General features: G+C 65.2%; 12 protein-coding genes and 2 pseudogenes. 10 read left to right on the forward strand and 4 right to left on the reverse strand.

From position 1 onward, the window contains the following. Positions 1-11: 11 nt before the first annotated feature. The 8 genes from J3489_RS22220 to J3489_RS22255 all read left to right on the forward strand — a co-directional run bounded on the left by J3489_RS22220 (position 12) and on the right by J3489_RS22255 (position 10,497). Positions 12-2,174, forward strand: a complete 2,163-nt coding sequence (locus J3489_RS22220) for a secretin GspD/PilQ domain-containing protein (protein ID WP_207001682.1) — start codon at positions 12-14, stop codon at positions 2,172-2,174. A 10-nt stretch (positions 2,175-2,184) separates the two neighbouring features. Further along, entirely contained in the window at positions 2,185-2,685 is a 501-nt protein-coding gene (locus J3489_RS22225) for a prepilin-type N-terminal cleavage/methylation domain-containing protein (protein WP_207001683.1), read from the forward strand. After that, positions 2,660-3,064 carry a type II secretion system protein gene (locus J3489_RS22230; protein WP_207001684.1) on the forward strand — a complete coding sequence of 135 codons (405 nt, stop codon included), beginning with the start codon at positions 2,660-2,662 and terminating at the stop codon, positions 3,062-3,064. The genes J3489_RS22225 and J3489_RS22230 overlap by 26 nt, the downstream gene beginning before the upstream one ends. Next, complete coding sequence (locus tag J3489_RS22235) at positions 3,051-3,584, forward strand: type II secretion system protein (RefSeq protein ID WP_207001685.1); 534 nt, start codon at positions 3,051-3,053, stop codon at positions 3,582-3,584. The genes J3489_RS22230 and J3489_RS22235 overlap by 14 nt, the downstream gene beginning before the upstream one ends. 280 nt (positions 3,585-3,864) lie before the next feature. Beyond that, entirely contained in the window at positions 3,865-4,614 is a 750-nt protein-coding gene (locus tag J3489_RS22240; RefSeq protein ID WP_207001686.1) for a response regulator transcription factor, read from the forward strand. Positions 4,615-4,888: 274 nt separating this feature from the next. Then, entirely contained in the window at positions 4,889-5,887 is a 999-nt protein-coding gene (locus J3489_RS22245; RefSeq protein WP_207001687.1) for a glycerophosphodiester phosphodiesterase family protein, read from the forward strand. Between the two features lie 830 nt (positions 5,888-6,717). Next, positions 6,718-9,963 carry an autotransporter family protein gene (locus J3489_RS22250; RefSeq protein ID WP_207001740.1) on the forward strand — a complete coding sequence of 1,082 codons (3,246 nt, stop codon included), beginning with the start codon at positions 6,718-6,720 and terminating at the stop codon, positions 9,961-9,963. A gap of 129 nt (positions 9,964-10,092) precedes the next feature. Continuing rightward, entirely contained in the window at positions 10,093-10,497 is a 405-nt protein-coding gene (locus J3489_RS22255) for a carboxymuconolactone decarboxylase family protein (protein ID WP_207001688.1), read from the forward strand. A gap of 170 nt (positions 10,498-10,667) precedes the next feature. Here J3489_RS22255 and gbpA read toward each other — a convergent pair whose 3' ends face one another. Then, on the reverse strand, positions 10,668-12,128 hold the full coding sequence (gene gbpA, locus J3489_RS22260; protein WP_207001690.1) for an N-acetylglucosamine-binding protein GbpA: 1,461 nt from the start codon (positions 12,126-12,128) through the stop codon (positions 10,668-10,670). Between the two features lie 340 nt (positions 12,129-12,468). Between gbpA and J3489_RS22265 the strand changes: the two genes are divergently transcribed. Then, a complete protein-coding gene (locus tag J3489_RS22265; RefSeq protein ID WP_207001692.1) occupies positions 12,469-13,839 on the forward strand; it encodes a DUF389 domain-containing protein in 1,371 nt (456 codons plus the stop codon). 7 nt (positions 13,840-13,846) lie between these two features. On the opposite strand, the pseudogene J3489_RS38910 reads toward J3489_RS22265, so the two are convergent. Continuing rightward, positions 13,847-13,912, reverse strand: a pseudogene (locus J3489_RS38910) (Tn3 family transposase); the annotation flags it as partial. A 133-nt stretch (positions 13,913-14,045) separates the two neighbouring features. On the opposite strand from J3489_RS38910, the pseudogene J3489_RS22270 reads away from it, so the two are divergent. Further along, positions 14,046-14,273, forward strand: a pseudogene (locus J3489_RS22270) (helix-turn-helix domain-containing protein); the annotation flags it as partial. Positions 14,274-14,296: 23 nt separating this feature from the next. On the opposite strand, the gene J3489_RS22275 reads toward J3489_RS22270, so the two are convergent. Together J3489_RS22275 and opgC are read right to left on the reverse strand one after the other, a co-directional pair. Beyond that, positions 14,297-14,926 carry a thiol:disulfide interchange protein DsbA/DsbL gene (locus J3489_RS22275; protein WP_207001694.1) on the reverse strand — a complete coding sequence of 210 codons (630 nt, stop codon included), beginning with the start codon at positions 14,924-14,926 and terminating at the stop codon, positions 14,297-14,299. A gap of 47 nt (positions 14,927-14,973) precedes the next feature. Beyond that, complete coding sequence (gene opgC / locus J3489_RS22280) at positions 14,974-16,101, reverse strand: OpgC domain-containing protein (protein ID WP_207001696.1); 1,128 nt, start codon at positions 16,099-16,101, stop codon at positions 14,974-14,976. Between the last annotated feature and the right edge of the window lie 125 nt (positions 16,102-16,226).

Genomic DNA, 16,226 nt, shown 5'->3' on the forward strand with positions numbered 1-16,226 from the left:
GATCATTCGCCATGAAACCCATTCTCACCATTTCGCTGCTGCTGTGCTCGCTGCTCGCGAGCGGCTGCAGCTCGCTGCCGGACCCGATCCGCGACCTGCTGAACGATCCCGTCAAGCGCAGCGAGTCGCTCACGCAGGCCGGCAAGCCGGCCGCGGCGCTCGATGTGCTGCGTACCGCCGACGCGAAGACGCCCAATGACGCCGCGATCCGCTCCGCGCTGCAGCGCACGCAGGACGGCTACGTCGACGGCGAGCTGCAGGCCGCCGAAGCGAAAGCGGCGGCGGGCAACGATGCCGGCGCGGCCGAGCATCTGCAAAACGCGCTCGACGTGTCGCCGAACAGCATCAAGGCGACGCAGTCCGCCGCGCAGGCCAAGCGCCGCATCGAGCTGCGCAAGCAGTTCGAAGAAGCGCGCGCGATGAGCGACCGCAAGCCGCGCGCGGCGCTGGAGACGGTCAACCGCGTTCTTGCGGAGCAGCCGAACTATCCGGGCGCGAGCGCACTGCGCGATCAGCTGCTGAGCCGCCACGAAGCGCAGCGCGCGCTGCGTCCGACGATGTCCGACGCGCTGCGCAAAAGCGTGTCGCTCAATTTCCGCTCGCAGCCCCTGCAGAACATCTTCGACGTGATCTCGCGGATGGCCGGCGTGAACTTCGTGTTCGACGCGGACGTGCAGACTTCCGCGCCCGCCAGCCTGCTGGCGACCAAGACGACGGCCGAGGACGCGATCAACCTGCTGCTGCGCACGAACCAGCTCGAGAAGAAGGTGCTCGACGAGCACACGCTGCTGATCTATCCGGCGCGCCCGGACAAGGACCGCAGCTACAAGGATTTTGCGGTGCGCACGTTCTACCTGTCGCACGGCGACGCGAAGACCGTGATGGCCGCGCTGCGCCAGATGGTCAAGCCGAAGGACATCTATGTCGAAGAGCGGGTCAACGCCGTCGTGCTGCGCGACACGCCCGACACCATCGCGGTCGCCGAACGCATCGTGCAGAGCCTCGACATTCCCCAGTCGGAAGTGACGCTCGACGTGCAGGTGCTCGAAGTCAACCTGAACGACGAGGTGAAGCTCGGCGTCGACTATCCGGGCAAGGTGTCGTTCTCGATGCTCGGCGACCAAGCCGTCACACCCGTCACGACGACGCTCGGCGATCTGCTGAAGCTGAGCCGCGACAAGATCGGCGTGTCGTCCGATTCGGGCCCGCTGTCGATCGCGCTGAACCTGCTGCAGAAGCAGGGCAAGACGAAGGTGCTGGCGAATCCGAAGATCCGCGTGCGCAACATGGAGAAGGCGAGCATCAAGATCGGCGAGCAGGTGCCGATCGTGACGACGACGAACGCGAACGGCGTGGTCACCGAATCGGTGAAGTACCAGGATGTCGGCCTGACGCTCAAGGTCGAGCCGCGCGTGAGCCTCAACGACGAAGTCAGCGTGAAGGTCAATCTCGAGGCGAGCAACATCCTGTCGAAGGAAGTCACGAAGACAGGCCTGACCGCCTACTCGCTCGGAACGCGCACCGCGGAAACCATCATGACCGCGAAGAACGAGGAAACCCAGGTGCTGGCGGGTCTCATCAAGCGCGACGAAGTGGTCAACACGGGCGGCATTCCGTACCTGTCGACGCTCCCCGGTGTCGGCCGCTTCTTCGGCTCGAACAACACGACGCAGACCCAGTCGGAAATCGTCCTGCTGATCACGCCGCATATCGAGCGCAATCTCGATCTGCCGAACGCCTCGGTCACGACGTTCCTGTCGGGCACGGAAGCCCAGGTGACGACCGAATCGACGACGCTGGGCGAGTTCGCTTCGCCGGCGGACATCAGCCGCAAGCCGGGCGCCGATGCGGGCCCCGAGCTGCACATGCCGATCGAGCCAACGCCCGCCGACGCGGCGGCGAAGCCGTCGAACGGCGACGAGCTGCAGGCGAATGGCGCCGCCAAGGCAGCAGCCGATGCGCAGGCAGCAGCCGACGCCCAGGCTGCGGCCGACGCGCAGGCAGCAGCCGACGCGCAAGCGCACGCCGACCCGGCGAACGGGACCGACCCGGCCGCCCAGGCCGGCGAGCCGGACGAGCCGACGGAAGCGCCGATGTCCAGCACGAAGCTGGACAGCAAGGCGCCGCAGCCGAAGCCGATGACGGTGCTGTCGGGCGTGATCCAATTCGTATAAGGAGCGGGCGATGCTAGGGCGTATCGGTGGCCGGCGGCAGCGCGGGATGCGGGGCTTCACGCTGGTCGAGATGCTGGTCGTGCTGACGCTGCTGGCGCTGCTCGCCTCGGTGGCGATGCCGCTGAACGATCTCGTGAAGCGGCGCGCCAAGGAAACGGAACTGAAGCAGGCGCTGACCAGCATCCGCGGCGCGATCGACGCTTACCGGGCGGCCACCGCCGACGGGCAGATCGAGGTGGCGGTGAACAAGAGCGGCTATCCGCCCGATCTGCGGGTGCTGGTGGAAGGGGCGACCGATCAGCGGGAAGCGGACGGCAAGAAGATCTATTTCCTGCGCAAGCTGCCGGCCGATCCGATGTGCGACTGCCCGGGCAAGTCCGCGGAGGAAACCTGGCAGACGCGCAGCTACGCGAGCAGTCCGGATTCGTTCTCGTCGGGCGACGACGTCTACGACGTCCGCTCCAGCAACAAGAAAGAGGGCATCAATGGCATTCCTTACAACGAATGGTAAGCGGCCGGACGCGCGGCGGCGCGCACGCGGCTTCACGCTGATCGAGCTGCTGGTGGTGATGGCGATCATCGGTGCGCTGATGTCGCTGGTGGCGCCGTCGTACTTCAAGCAGAACTCGCGGGCGCGGGAAACCGTATTGCGCCACAACCTGATCACGGTCCGGCAGGCGATCGACGACTATCGCGCCGATCACGGCGCCGATCCCGACGCGCTGGATACGCTGGTATCGGGCAAGTACCTGCGCGAACTGCCGCTCGATCCGGTGACGGGGCGCAACGACACGTGGACCACCGAGCCCGGCGAAACGTCGGGCATTCGGGACATTCGAAGCGGGGCGAAAGGCACGTCGCTCGACGGGAGCGACTATGCGTCCTGGTAAGCGCGCCGCGCCGGCCGGGCGTCAGCGCGGCGTCGCGTATATGGGCGTGGTGCTGCTGATCGCCGCGATCGGCGTCGGCATGATGGAGGCGGCGCACGTATGGAGCGTTCAGGCCCAGCGTGAGCGAGAGAAGGAATTGCTGACGGTCGGCAACGAGATTCGCGATGCGATCGGCAGCTACTACCGCTCCGGCGAAGGTGCGGCGTATCCGAAATCGCTCGACGACCTGGTCGTGGACAGACGCACTTCGTTTCCGACGCATCATCTGCGCAAGCATTATCGCGACCCGCTGACGGGCGACCGCGAATGGGGCGTCGTCGAATCGCCGGATGGCGGCCTGATGGGCGTATTCAGCAAGGCCCAGGGCACGCCGGTCAAGCGCGGCGGCTTCCCGGCGGCCTATGAGAGCTTCGGCGACAAGGAGACGTACCAGGAATGGACGTTCGTCTACCTGCCGGACAATGCGGCGCCGGCCGAGGGCGGCGACACGCCGTCGTTCGAAGCGCAGGAGGCGCAATGAATAGATCGACGCGGCTCGCTCGGGCCGTCATCTTCATCGGCCGCGCCGCATGCCCGTCGGCATGCGAGTCGTGCGGCACGTCGCCGGCCGTTGAGCCGGCTCCGGAAATCAGGACTATTCCTATTAATTGTCGGGTATCGATCTGATGTTTAGAATGCCTGCTGCCATTGCACAACACCATGACGCCATTCACGAAGCGGCCGGCGCCGTCTGTCCGCTCTCGCGATTGGAACGGATTCATCCACTGCCAACCGTTCAACCCCATCTGAAAAACGTCACCATGATCGTCGCAATTCTCGAAGATGTTCCCGAACAGGCTTCCATCCTGGCCGAGCAGCTTCGGCGGGTAGGGCACATCGTCAGAGTCCGGCACGACGGCGACCGGTTTCTCGACCTGATGCGCAGCGACAAGCTGGATCTGCTGCTCCTGGACTGGGACGTGCCCGGCACGCCCGGCATCGAAGTCGCGCGCATCGCGCGCGGCGAGCTGCCCGACACGCCGATCATCATGTTGACCCAGCACGACAGCGAGGCCGATATCGTGGCCGGGTTGAACAACGGTGCGGACGACTACCTGATCAAGCCGGTGGGCGGACCGGAGCTGCTTGCGCGAATCGAGGCGCAGAAGCGCAGGTACTATCCGGCCGTGCTGCAAAGCGACACGCTGACGATCGGCCGCTTCACGCTCGACCGCACCGCGCGCAACGTCCGGGCGGCCGGCATCAAGGGCGACACCGACGACGGGTGCTCGCTCGACGAGGTCCTGCCGGAACGCGAATTCAAGCTGCTCGACTATCTGTTTTCGAATTCGGGCGCGTTGGTCAAGAAAGAGGATCTGGTCGCGCACATCTGGGGCAGCGAGCCAGCCGGTGAAACCGCAGAGGAGCGCGCCAGCCAGCAGAAAAAATATTATGCGAGCCTCTCGACGTACATCAGCACGCTGCGTCGCGTGCTGCATTTGCGGCCCAAGAACGGGATCGAAATCTCCACCATCTACAACTACGGCTATCGGCTGAGGCAGATTCAGTAGTCCGGAAGGAGGAGACATTCCCCGCGCTTGATCGACACTTCTCCATCACGTTGATATGGGCCGCACGCCGAGCGCAATGCTCGGCCATGCCGGCGGACCTACGCCGGATTTAGGATTCACGGGCGGAACGAATAGGAAATGCTCGTGTTCCGGCATGCAGCCAATTCCACTAAGGTCTGGCCGGCGACGTGCCATGCCGCGTCGCCGCCGATAGGGACGCGCGTTCTTGCTCCTATCGGGCCGCCCCGGAACACGAAATCAATGGAGGAGTTGCATGATCGGTCATACCCCATCCCGCCGCATCGTCGCCGCGCTGGTGAGCGCGGCGTCGCTTTCCGCTTGTGGAGGAGGCGAGATTGCGGCCCCGCCGCTCGATTCGGCCGTCGCGCTGCCGCATGTCGTCGCGCATCGGGGCGGCACGGGCGACGCGCCCGAGAACACCCTCGAGGCGATCAGGCAGGCGGTCGCCCATCGCGCGGATGCCGTATGGCTGTCCGTGCAGTTGAGCAAGGACGGCGTGCCGGTGCTGTATCGACCGGCAGACCTTTCGGCATTGACCCAGTCGTCGGGGCCGGTCGCGAACCACGCTGCGGCGGAGCTGGCGCAAATGAACGCGGGCTGGTCCTTCAAGAACGCCGACGGCGCGTATCCGTATCGAGATCATCCGGTCGGCATTCCCACGCTGCGCGACGCGTTGCTCGCGCTGCCGCCGGGCATGCCGGTGATGCTCGATATGAAAGCGCTGCCCGCGGAGCCGCAGGCGCGCGCGGTCGCGGCAGTGCTGACCGAACTCGGCGCATGGCCGCGCGTGACGATCTACTCGACCGACGCGGCCTATCAGCAGGCGTTTGCGTCGTACCGCGACGCCCAGCTGTTCGAGTCGCGCGACGCCACGCGAGATAGGCTGGTGAAAGTCCTGCTCAACGAGGGTTGCGAAAGCGCGCCGGCCGCCCCGATATGGACCGGTTTCGAGCTTCACAGAAAACTGACCGTCACGGAAAAATTCACGCTTGGCGAAGGCGTGTCGAATGCGCTGGCCACGATGTGGACACCGGCCACCGTGGCTTGCTTTCGCCGGCAGGCGCCGGTTCGCATCGTCGCGATCGCGGTCAACGATGCGGACGATTATCGTGCGGCGGCGTGCCTCGGGATCGATGCCGTGCTGGCGGATTCGCCCGAGAAGATGGCGCGCATCAAAGCGGAACTCGGCGGTCGACCTCTGCGGTGCGGCACAACGCCTGGGCGGCGTGATATGAATTCGGCGGCTCGCTGAGCGAACCCTTCCGAGGCGGTTGCGCGTGAGTTGGGCCGATCCGCGAAATCCGGCGTCCCGAGGCCGGCCGCCAAACGGCCTCGGGACGTGCCGCGCCGAACCCATCGCGATGCTGTCCGACGGCTTCAGCGCCCGATCGGCTCCCGGTCCGTTATCCGTCTCGGTCGCGTACAGCCCCCAGTTCTCCTCCTTTTGATATCACTAACTGACTTGCTTCCTCCAATAAAGAGTTGGGAATACTTGGTGGTGCGAGCAACGACAGCGACGGCGAAATCCTAAAAACACGCAAACCGAATGCCGATCCGTTGCAGATGCGGCCATGCAAGTCTCTTCGGCAGACAACCAGCCATGGATCGGGAGATATTGAAAAACAAGATATCCCGACGAAGATATTGTCATATCGCCAATAAAGAAAATTTCACGCCGCTTCATTCCTGGGCTCATTTTAATCGTATCCCGCAATTCGCAATTCCGCCGACGTTGGCGTGGCGATGCGGTCTGGACATTGATCGCGCAGGAACAAGCGGCAATACAACGACCCCCCTGTCGTATAAAGACTATTCCATATCGACGGCTCGAAATTATATCGAGATTTCGCTATGGAAAATTCGATGCTATACAAAACGGTCGGATTGACAGAACGGTCATGAAAACAATTGTCATTTTCGCGCAACGAATAAAATGTTGCTTAAGCTGGTATTGAAATTGTGTTTGGAGTTATTTAAATTCCGGTGATATAAATCCGGCATCTCACCGATTGATTAAAAAGGCGCAAACCACCAGTCGAGATGAAAATGAAGAAAAATACGAGGAAGTTCGGATTCGGCAGCATGATCCTGTTCACAGGAGCCGTATCGCCCGGCGCCTGGGCCGCTTGCACCAGCACGGCCCCGGGCAGCAACACCGCGGTGACATGCTCCGGCGCCGGCATTCCGTCCGTGGTTGCCGCGAGCGGCAGCAGCAACGTGACGATCGGCATCGATTCGACGGCGACCGGCAGCTATGCGCTGCCGGGCACGCCGACGCCGTTCTCGGTCGACAGCGGGAGTTCTATCGCGAACATCGGCAACCTGACGCTGTCCGGCGACGGGACCGGCGTCGCGAACCGCGGCGCGATGCTGCTCGGCGTGAACAACGGCAACACGCTCGCCAACCTCGCAACCGGCGTGATCTCGACGACCGGTGCCTACAACGACGGCATCGCCGCGAACGGCAGCAATAACACGCTGACGAACAACGGCAAGATCACGACCACGGGCAACAACTCGTACGGGATGACGGCCGCGTGGGGGCAAAGCAATCCCGGTGCGCAGGGCAACACGATCGTCAACACCGGCACCGTGTCGACGTCGGGCAGCAACGCGCGCGCGGCGTCGCTCCTCGGCGGCAACGGCACGATCAACAACAGCGGCACGCTGACGTCGGCCGGCAAGGACAGCCCTGCCGTCTACATGCAGGGCAACAACGACACGCTCGTCAACAGCGGCACGATCCAGACGACCGGCACAGCGGACAGCAGCGGCAGCGTCGATGCAGTCGTGTCCAACACGCTCGGCAGTTCGTTTGCCGCGACGATCACGAATCAGTCGGGCGGCAAGATCATCAGCAACAACGGCATCGGCGTGCGCTCGACCAACGGCAACACGGCGATTACCAACGCCGGGCTGATTCAAGGGGGCGGCGGCACCGCGATCCAGGGCGGCAACGGCAACGTGACGCTGATCCTGCAGACGGGCTCGCAGATCGTCGGCGCGGCCAACGGCGGCGGCGGCACCAACGCTGTGACGCTGCAAGGCTCGGGCACGGCGTCGAACGCGTTCACGAACTTCCAGAGCCTGACGATGGCGGGTGCCGACTGGACGTGGGCCGGCACGGGCACGTTCGCGACCGCGCTCGTGCAAAGCGGCACGCTGAACCTGACGGGCATGCTCGGCACGACGACGGCGTCGGTCGCGGCGACCGTCAACAGCGGCGCGACCTTGCAGGCCAACTCGCAGAACCTGCCGCTATCCGTCACGGACAACGGGCTCGTACGTTTCGCGCAAGGCGGCGACGGGGCGTACAACGGGGCGATTGCGGGCAGCGGCGCGGTGGAGAAGACGGGCGCCGGGACCTTGACGCTGGCGCCGTCGGCGGCGGGCGGCAACACTTACTCGGGCGGCACGGCGATCACGCAAGGCACGCTCGCGATTGCGGCCGACAACGCGATCGGCGCGAGCTCGGGCGGCCTGACTTTCAACGGCGGCACGCTGCAGCTCGGCAGCAGCTTCAATCTCGCCTCGGGCCGCGCTGTGTCGATCACGTCGAACAACGGCGTGATCGATACGCAGGGATTCAATTCGACGATTGCGCAGAACATCACCGGTGCGGGTGCGCTGACCAAAGCCGGCTCCGGCTCGCTCACGCTGAACGGCGCGAACAGTTACGCGGGCGGCACGGGCGTCGACGCCGGCACGCTGATCGTCGGCGATGGCACGAGCGCCTCGGCCGCGCTCGCGGGCGGCGGCCCGGTCACGGTCGCCTCGGGCGCCACGCTCGGCGGTTACGGCAGCGTCACCGGCAACGTCTCCAACAACGGCACGATCTCGGTCGGGAACGCACTGGCGAGCCTCGCGAGCGGCGCCACCGGCAACTTCCGGATCAACGGCAACCTGACCAATGCGGGCACCGCGCAGATCGGCGGCACAGGCGTCGGCAATACGCTGACGGTGGCGGGCAACTATGTCGGGCAGAACGCGACGGTGGCGTTGAACACCTACCTCGCGGGCGACGGTGCGGCCTCCGACAAGCTCATCGTCAGCGGCGGCGCGGCGAGCGGATCGAGCACGCTGAAGGTGACGAACGTGGGCGGCCCGGGCGCGCAGACGCTGGGCGACGGCATTCAGGTCGTGCAGGCGGCCAATGGCGCGACCACCAGCGCGAGCGCCTTCGCGCTCGCGGGCGGCACGGTCAAGGCCGGGGCTTACGACTACTTCCTTGCCAAGGGCGGCGTGAGCGCCGGCTCGTCGCAGAGCTGGTACCTGCGCAATACCGTCGCACCGCAGCCGGGGGCGGGGGGCGATACGCCGGTCGCCGCCGAAGGCACGCCGTCGCTGCCGGCGGCCGGCTCGGACCCGATCGCGCTCTATCGCGACGAAGTGCCGCTGTACGCGGAAGCGCCGAGCGTCGCGCGCCAGCTCGGCATCCTGCAGATCGACACGTTCCATGACCGCCAGGGCGAGCAAGGACTCCTGACGGAAACCGGCTCGGTGCCGGCCGCCTGGAGCCGGGTCTGGGGCGGGCATGCCGAATTCAGCCAGAGCGGCGACGTGAACCCGTCGTTCGACGGTTCGGTATGGGGCATGCAGGTCGGCCAGGACCTGTACGCGGACAACGGCACGAACGGGCAGCGCAACCACTACGGCTTCCTCATCGGTTTCTCGCGCGCGGTGGGCGACGTGAACGGCTTCGCGATGGGCCAGCAGGATCTGGGCGTCGGCTCGCTGGCCGTCAATGCGTACAACCTGGGCGGCTACTGGACGCATCTCGGCCGGGGCGGCTGGTACACCGACGTCGTGGCGATGGGCAGCGCGCTGACCGTGAGAACGAGCTCGCATGACGGCGTGAGCGGGTCGACGGACGGCAACGCATTCACGGGCTCGGTCGAAGCGGGCTTGCCGATCGCGCTCGGCTACGGGTTGACGCTCGAGCCGCAGGCGCAGCTGACGTGGCAGTACCTGGCACTGGACGGGTTCAACGACGGCGTGTCGGACGTCACCTCGAACAACGGCAACACGTTTCTGGCCCGGGTGGGCGCGCGGCTGCAATGGGCGTTCGCGTCGGGGGGGATCGACTGGAAGCCGTACCTGCGGGCGAACGTGCTGCGCGCGTTCGGCAGCGCCGACCAGACGACGTTCGGCGGCAGCACGACGCTGGGCACGCCGGTGAGCCAGACGGCCGGCCAGATCGGCGCGGGGGTGGTGGCGAAAGTCAGCAAGCGCGGCAGCGTGTACGCGACGGTCAGCTACCTGACCAACTTCGGCGGCGAGCATCAGCGCTCGGTGACGGGCAACGCCGGTGGCCGATGGGCATGGTGACGTCGTCGCAATCGGGCCGCCCGCTGTCTGCCGGCGTTACGGCTGACTCCCCGTTTGCCGCGGTCATCGGCGTATCACGAGCCTGGCGGCGGGCGCCTGTCGACTCATTCACACACAACGGAGAAACGCATGGAAAACGGCAACGCGGAGCGGGGCAGGGACCGGCTGTCGGCGGTCACCGGAGCAAGGGGCGAACAGGTCATCGAAAGCCTGGCGGAAATCTGTCCGGATTTCGGGCGATACATCACGGAGTTTGCCTACGGCGAAATTCATTTGCGGCCTGGCCTGACGCCGCAGCAGCGGGAATTGTTGATTGTCGCGACGCTGGCCGCGCTCGGGAATGCGCAGCCGCAATTGAACGTCCATCTGGCCGCCGCGCTCAAGGTGGGCGTTTCGAGAACGGAAATCGTCGAAGCGATGATTCAGCTGAGCGTCTACGCCGGATTTCCGGCGGCCCTGAACGGACTATGGGCCGCCAAAGCGGTTTTCGAGCAACAGGACCTCGCGGCGAGCGCACGGGCGCAATCGGCGTAGCGATCACAGAAAAATCCGCACGAACTCGGGGCGCACAAGACAAAACCCCTCGCTCCGAAAGGCGAGGGGTTCGTCAATCTGGCAATCTGGCCCGCCTCTCCGCGAGAAGAGGCGGGCGTTCGCCGACCCAGGTTCCGGGGCGCAGCATCGGCCCCGAAGGCTGCCCGGGATTACTTGCAGGCGCCTTCGTCCTTCCACACCTTGCCGCTGCCGTCGGCGCCCGTGAACGCGGGGTTGCCCGGTTCCTGGTTCTGCGTCCACCAGCGGGCCGAGTAGGTCTTGCCTTGATGCTGGACCTTCGCGCCGCCGGTGTAGGCCGTTCCCGACTGGTATGCCGACTGGCATTGCGCGCCGTTGTCCGTGCCGCCCGTCAGCTTGATGTCGAACGATTGCTGCTCCGTTGCGCCACCTTGCACGCTCGCTCTCACGACCAGCGTGTGCTCACCCGGCGAAGCCCTTGGTACGTCGACGGAGACGGTGCCCGAACGCTCGATCATCGCGTTGGCGAAGCCAACCCGTTCGTTTTTCTTGTCGAAGACATGCACATCCACCGCCGAGGCTTTGTTGACCGTCACGAACGGGTCGATCCTGGCCTTGCCGTTCTCGATCGGATAGCTGCTCTTCGCCGTCACGGTGAAGCCCTGGGCGCCGCCGTTGTCGCCGGACGGCTTCTTCTCGATGGCGATCTCGACGCGGTTGATGCCGCTGCCTTCCTTCGCGAAGATTTCGTTCTTGCCGGCAGCCGGCCGGATCGAGCCGTTTGCGCCAAGCACGCCGGCCATCAGCGACGCGGGTTGTGCCTTGTTGATTGCCGTGGCGAGCGCCTTCGACCACGCGTTCTGTGCGCCGTCCGTATCGGACTGGATCGTGATCGAGGTCGAGAGACTCGGGACTTCGCCATTCGACTTGAACACGCGGGTCTTGACCTTGTCGCCCGCCTTCAGGTCGACGCTCGGATAGATGTCGCCGACATCCTTCCATTGCGGCACCGGCGGCGGATTCGGGGTGCCGCCGTTGCCGCCGCCGTCGCCCGCGACGATGTTCGCATCCATCACGTTATAGAAGCTCGCGGCGGTGTCGCCCACGTCCCACACGGAGAGAATCACGTGGTAGCCCGAGCGGTCGCTCGGCACGGTGCAGTCCATCGACAGGTTCGTCGTCGGCTGTTTCATGCCGTAGTCCAGCGTGCAGAACGGGGTGGTGTCGAACGCGTCGCGCGAGAGCGGCTTGTTCGGATTCCAGCCTTGCTTCGTGATGTAGTAGCGATAGTCCTTGGTGACGTGGTTGGCGGTATGGTGCCACTTGAAGGTGTTCTTGCCGGTCTTGATCGTGGTTTTTGTCCAGCGATCCGCGAGCTGCTCGTTGAGCGCGCCCCAGGTCGAGTTCCCCGCAGCGGCGATCGTGCCGTCCTTCGGGCCGGCCGTGCCGGGAAAGCCGTCCGGGCCTTCGACGCTTTGCGGCTCCCATTGGACCGGGCCGCAATTGCTGTTGGCGCCGCTCTGGCACAGCTTCGCGCGCCCATCGACGAGATAGCCGTGCGCAAACGCGTTTTGCGCGAACATCATCGACGCACAGGCGACGAGCGGGGACAGCTTCAGAAGCGTGTTACTGAACCATCGGGGTTTCTGCATCGTGTACATCCTTGCTTGAAAATCGGAAGAGGGCCGTTCGGCACGCTCTCACGCATTCCGTGCCGCCCATGCCGTCGGACAATGTTTTCGATCGGAGCTTGATCGATGCACGGATCCTGAATGCGGTGCTGCGGAGAGCCAACGATTCTCAAGCATTGCTGAATAGCGACGATCGGGGCGCGGCATTCCCGCAGCGATCAAATTGCGGATAGTTCCTATAGATAAATAGGATTGAAAATTCAGATTCGGCCAACGCATACTACGGCGGCGACGAGGCGTCGCGACTGGCAAGCCGGCTCCAAGAGTCTGGAATCGCAGGCATCCCACACAGAAACTATCCATGCGACTTTCCCATCGGGTGCACGCCGTATTGCACCGCTACCTGAGCCTGCGCGAAGGGCAGGCCGACCACGACACGATCGACCAGGACCTCCGCGGCGGCATCGGCCTGCGCGGCACGAACCTGTGGATCCTGATGTCGGCGATCTTCATTGCGTCGATCGGCCTCGACGTCGACTCGACCGCGGTGATCATCGGCGCGATGCTGATCTCGCCGCTGATGGGGCCGATCATGGGCGTCGGCTACGGGATCGGCATTTACGACTTCGTCCTGATCCGGCGCTCGCTGAAGAACCTCGGCATCGCGACGCTGATCAGCCTCGCGACCTCGACGCTGTATTTCTCGCTGAGCCCGCTGACGGGCGAGCATTCGGAATTGCTCGCGCGCACGTCGCCGAGCATCTGGGACGTGCTCATCGCGCTATTCGGCGGGATGGTCGGCATGGTCGGCGCGACCCGCAAGGAAAAGACCAACGTGATTCCGGGCGTGGCAATCGCCACGGCGCTGATGCCGCCGCTGTGCACCGCGGGCTACGGTCTAGCGCACGGCAACCTCGGCTACGTCGCGGGCGCGTTCTACCTGTTCTCCATCAACTGCGTGTTCATCGCCTTCGCGACCGTGATCGTCACGTGGGCGATCCGCGCGCGGCCGCATACGCAAATCGACGTGAGCATGCAGCAGCGCGTCAGGCGCTATGTGCTCGGCGCGGTCGTATTGACTGCGGTGCCCAGCGTCTTCCTGGCTTATCGGCTCGTGACTCAGGAGGTGTTTCACGCCCGGGCGCAGGTCTTCGTCAAGAGCGAGCTCTCGCTGCCGCTCACGGTGGTCGCGGGCACGCGGATCGATCCCGCGAAGCGGCTCATCGACGTGACGCTGGTCGGCCAGCGCACCGACCAACGGCAGCTCGATGCGCTGGCGCTCAAGCTGCCCGGCTACGGTTTGCCGGGGAGCCGGCTCGTGGTGCGGCAGGCGGGCGACGAACGCATCGACACGAGCACGCTCGAGTCGTCGCTGAAGGCGAGCATCGTGCGCGAGCTCGTGACGGCGAACGATGTGACGCACCGCGATCTCGACGCCAAGGACAAGACGATCGCGCGGCTGCAGACCGAACTCGATCGCGCCTCGGCCAAGCGGGCCGAACTGTCGCAGGTCGCGCGGGAGCTGCATGCGCAGTATCCGCAGATTCGCAAGATCCTGTACTCGGATGCGACCGAGTGGGATCCGGCGGCGAGCGCGCCGGATGCGGGCAGCGTGATCGTCTTCACCCTCTCGACACCGAAGCCGATGCCGCGCGCGGACCGGGAGCGGCTCGAACGCTGGCTCAAGGTGCGGATGCCGTCCGAGCGGGTGCGGCTCGTGACGAACGGTTGAGCCGGCCGCGGATGCGTGGCGCGAAGCGGAAGCCCAGCACGTGCATCAAGGCGAAGACGTGACCGGTAAAGCCCGTGTCGAGTTGACGTGGGTGGGCTGCAAGACGAGCTGGAATCACTGCTTGGTGTCCACGTCGATCTGCTGCCCCCGGCCGATCTGCCGCTGAAGTTCCGGGCCAAGGTGCTCGCGGAGGCGCGGCCGGGAGGCTCGCCGAGATGGAGCGCGAGTTGACGATCGAACGCACCCGCGCCGGGCTGGAAGTCGCACGGCAGCTTGGTCGTAAGGGCGGGCGCAAACCTAAGATGACGGGCAGCAAGATCGATTCGGCAAGAAAGCTGCTGGCCAGTGGCGTGCCGCCTCGGGATGTAGCCAAGAACCTTGGGGTGTCCGTTCCCACGCTGTACCGCTGGATCCCAGCTTCAGCGCACCCTTAATGCCGAGCAGGAATCCTCTCCGTTCACGGGGATGAGGATTTCAAGAGGAAATCGAGCACGCGCGCCGCGTTGGCCGGGCTGCCCGCGTAGGAAGGGCCGGTCTTGTAACGGCCCTGCACGACGACCACGGGCACGCCTTGCACGTCGTAGCGCTTGGCCGTCTCGGTGCTTTGCTTGACTTGACCCTGCACGCTGAACGAGTGGTACGCGTCCTGGTACTGCTTCTTGTCGATGCCTTGCGTCGCCAGAAAATCGGCCTGTGCCTGCGGCGTCAGCAGATAGTTCTTCTGCTTGTGGATCGCGTTGAACACGGCGGGCGTCGCTTTCTCCGCTGCGCCAAGTGCCTCGAGCGCATAGAACATTTGCGTGTGCGGGACGAACTCGCTACGGAACGCGACCGGAACGCGCGTGAATGCGATCTTGTCGCCCTGCGCCTTCACCCACGCCTCGAGCGTCGGCTCGAAGGAATAGCAGTGCGGGCAGCCGTACCAGAAGAATTCGATCACTTCGACCTTGCCGGCCGGCGCGGAGACGGGCTGCGGCGATTTCATCACTTCGTAGTCCTTGCCGGCCACGGGAGCGGCCTGTGGCGCCTGCGCGAAGCCGGCCGTGAGGCACAGGGAAACCAGAAGCGTAGCGAATTGCTTTTTCATGTCGATCAGTCCATTGCGAGGTAAGCGGTTCGGCGACAGGGCCGGGTTCAGTTCAGTGCGCGGCGCTTGCCCAGCACGGCCCGCGACTGCCGGATCAGGGCGCCGCCTCTGGCGAGGAGGCCCGGCAAGGTCTTGGCGGCCGCGAGCAGCATGCCGATGGCGAGGGCGTCCGCTGCGAGCCCGAGCGGGATGTGCAGCAGGCCGCCCGTGAGGTCGTACAGCAGCGCATCGAGCGCGAGCGAAATGACCGCGCCGGTTACGAAGCCGATCAAGCCGTTCTTGCCGATCGTGCAGACCGCCGGCAACCGCTGTGCGAGCTTCGCGATCCAGCCGCGCTCGATCGCGAGACCCGTGAACCAGGCAAGCGCGAGGAAGTTGGCGATGCGGCCGAAAGCCAGGTTGAATTTCAGGTCGCCCGGCGGATAACTGCTGTCGAGCACGAGCTTGTAGAGGGCGACGCCGGCGACGATCGCGAGAGCGGCCATCGAGACATGCGGCGCGAAACGGCCATGGCGCAGCATCTGGAATACGGGCTGCCGCTTGCAGAGCACGCCGAGCACGAACATCAGTTGCCAGGCGAACGGATTGAACGACCAGCGGCTCTCTTCAGCGGTCGGCAAATACAGGCCGAGCCGGCGCGCGCCGAGCCAAAGCGCGACGCCGGTCGCGAGCAGCACGAGCGGCCGTGTCGACGCCATGCGGAACATCGCGGGCGCGGCGAGCGCGAACAACACATACATCGGCAGCACCGAGGCGAGATACGGTTGGCGGTGCAGCGTCAGCACTTCGTTGAACGTGCGCAGCGGGGCGTCGAACAGCAGGTCGAGTCCGATCGGAGCGAGGTTGGGCGCATCGATCGCGAGCGACGAGAACAGCAGGGCGGTCGCGAACATCAGCATGGCCGTGATCACGAACGCGAGGTAGATCTCCCACGCGCGCTTGACGAAGCGCCGCGCGGCGGCGGCCGCCGTATGCCTGCGTTCGATCGCGGCGTACGCGAGCGCCGCCGAATAGCCGCCGAGAAACACGAAGACTTCGGATGCGTCGTTCAGCGCATACGTGTGCAGCGTGAAGCGGGAAAGGATGCTGCCGCCGATGTGATCGACGACGATCATCAGCAGCACCAGGCCCCGGAGAAAATCGAGTTCGATGAAACGGGAAGATTGGGTCGTCATGCTCGCAAGGATCCTGGCCCGCGGATGGCGCGCAAGCCCCGAAGAAGGGCGCGGCGCTTCGCGTGAACGGGGTGATGACTGGCCTGTCCTGTGAGCAGCGTTGGATCGGAGAAATTGATCCGGAC

The sequence above is a fragment of the Trinickia mobilis genome (assembly GCF_017315705.1).
GTDB lineage: Bacteria > Pseudomonadota > Gammaproteobacteria > Burkholderiales > Burkholderiaceae > Trinickia_A > Trinickia_A mobilis.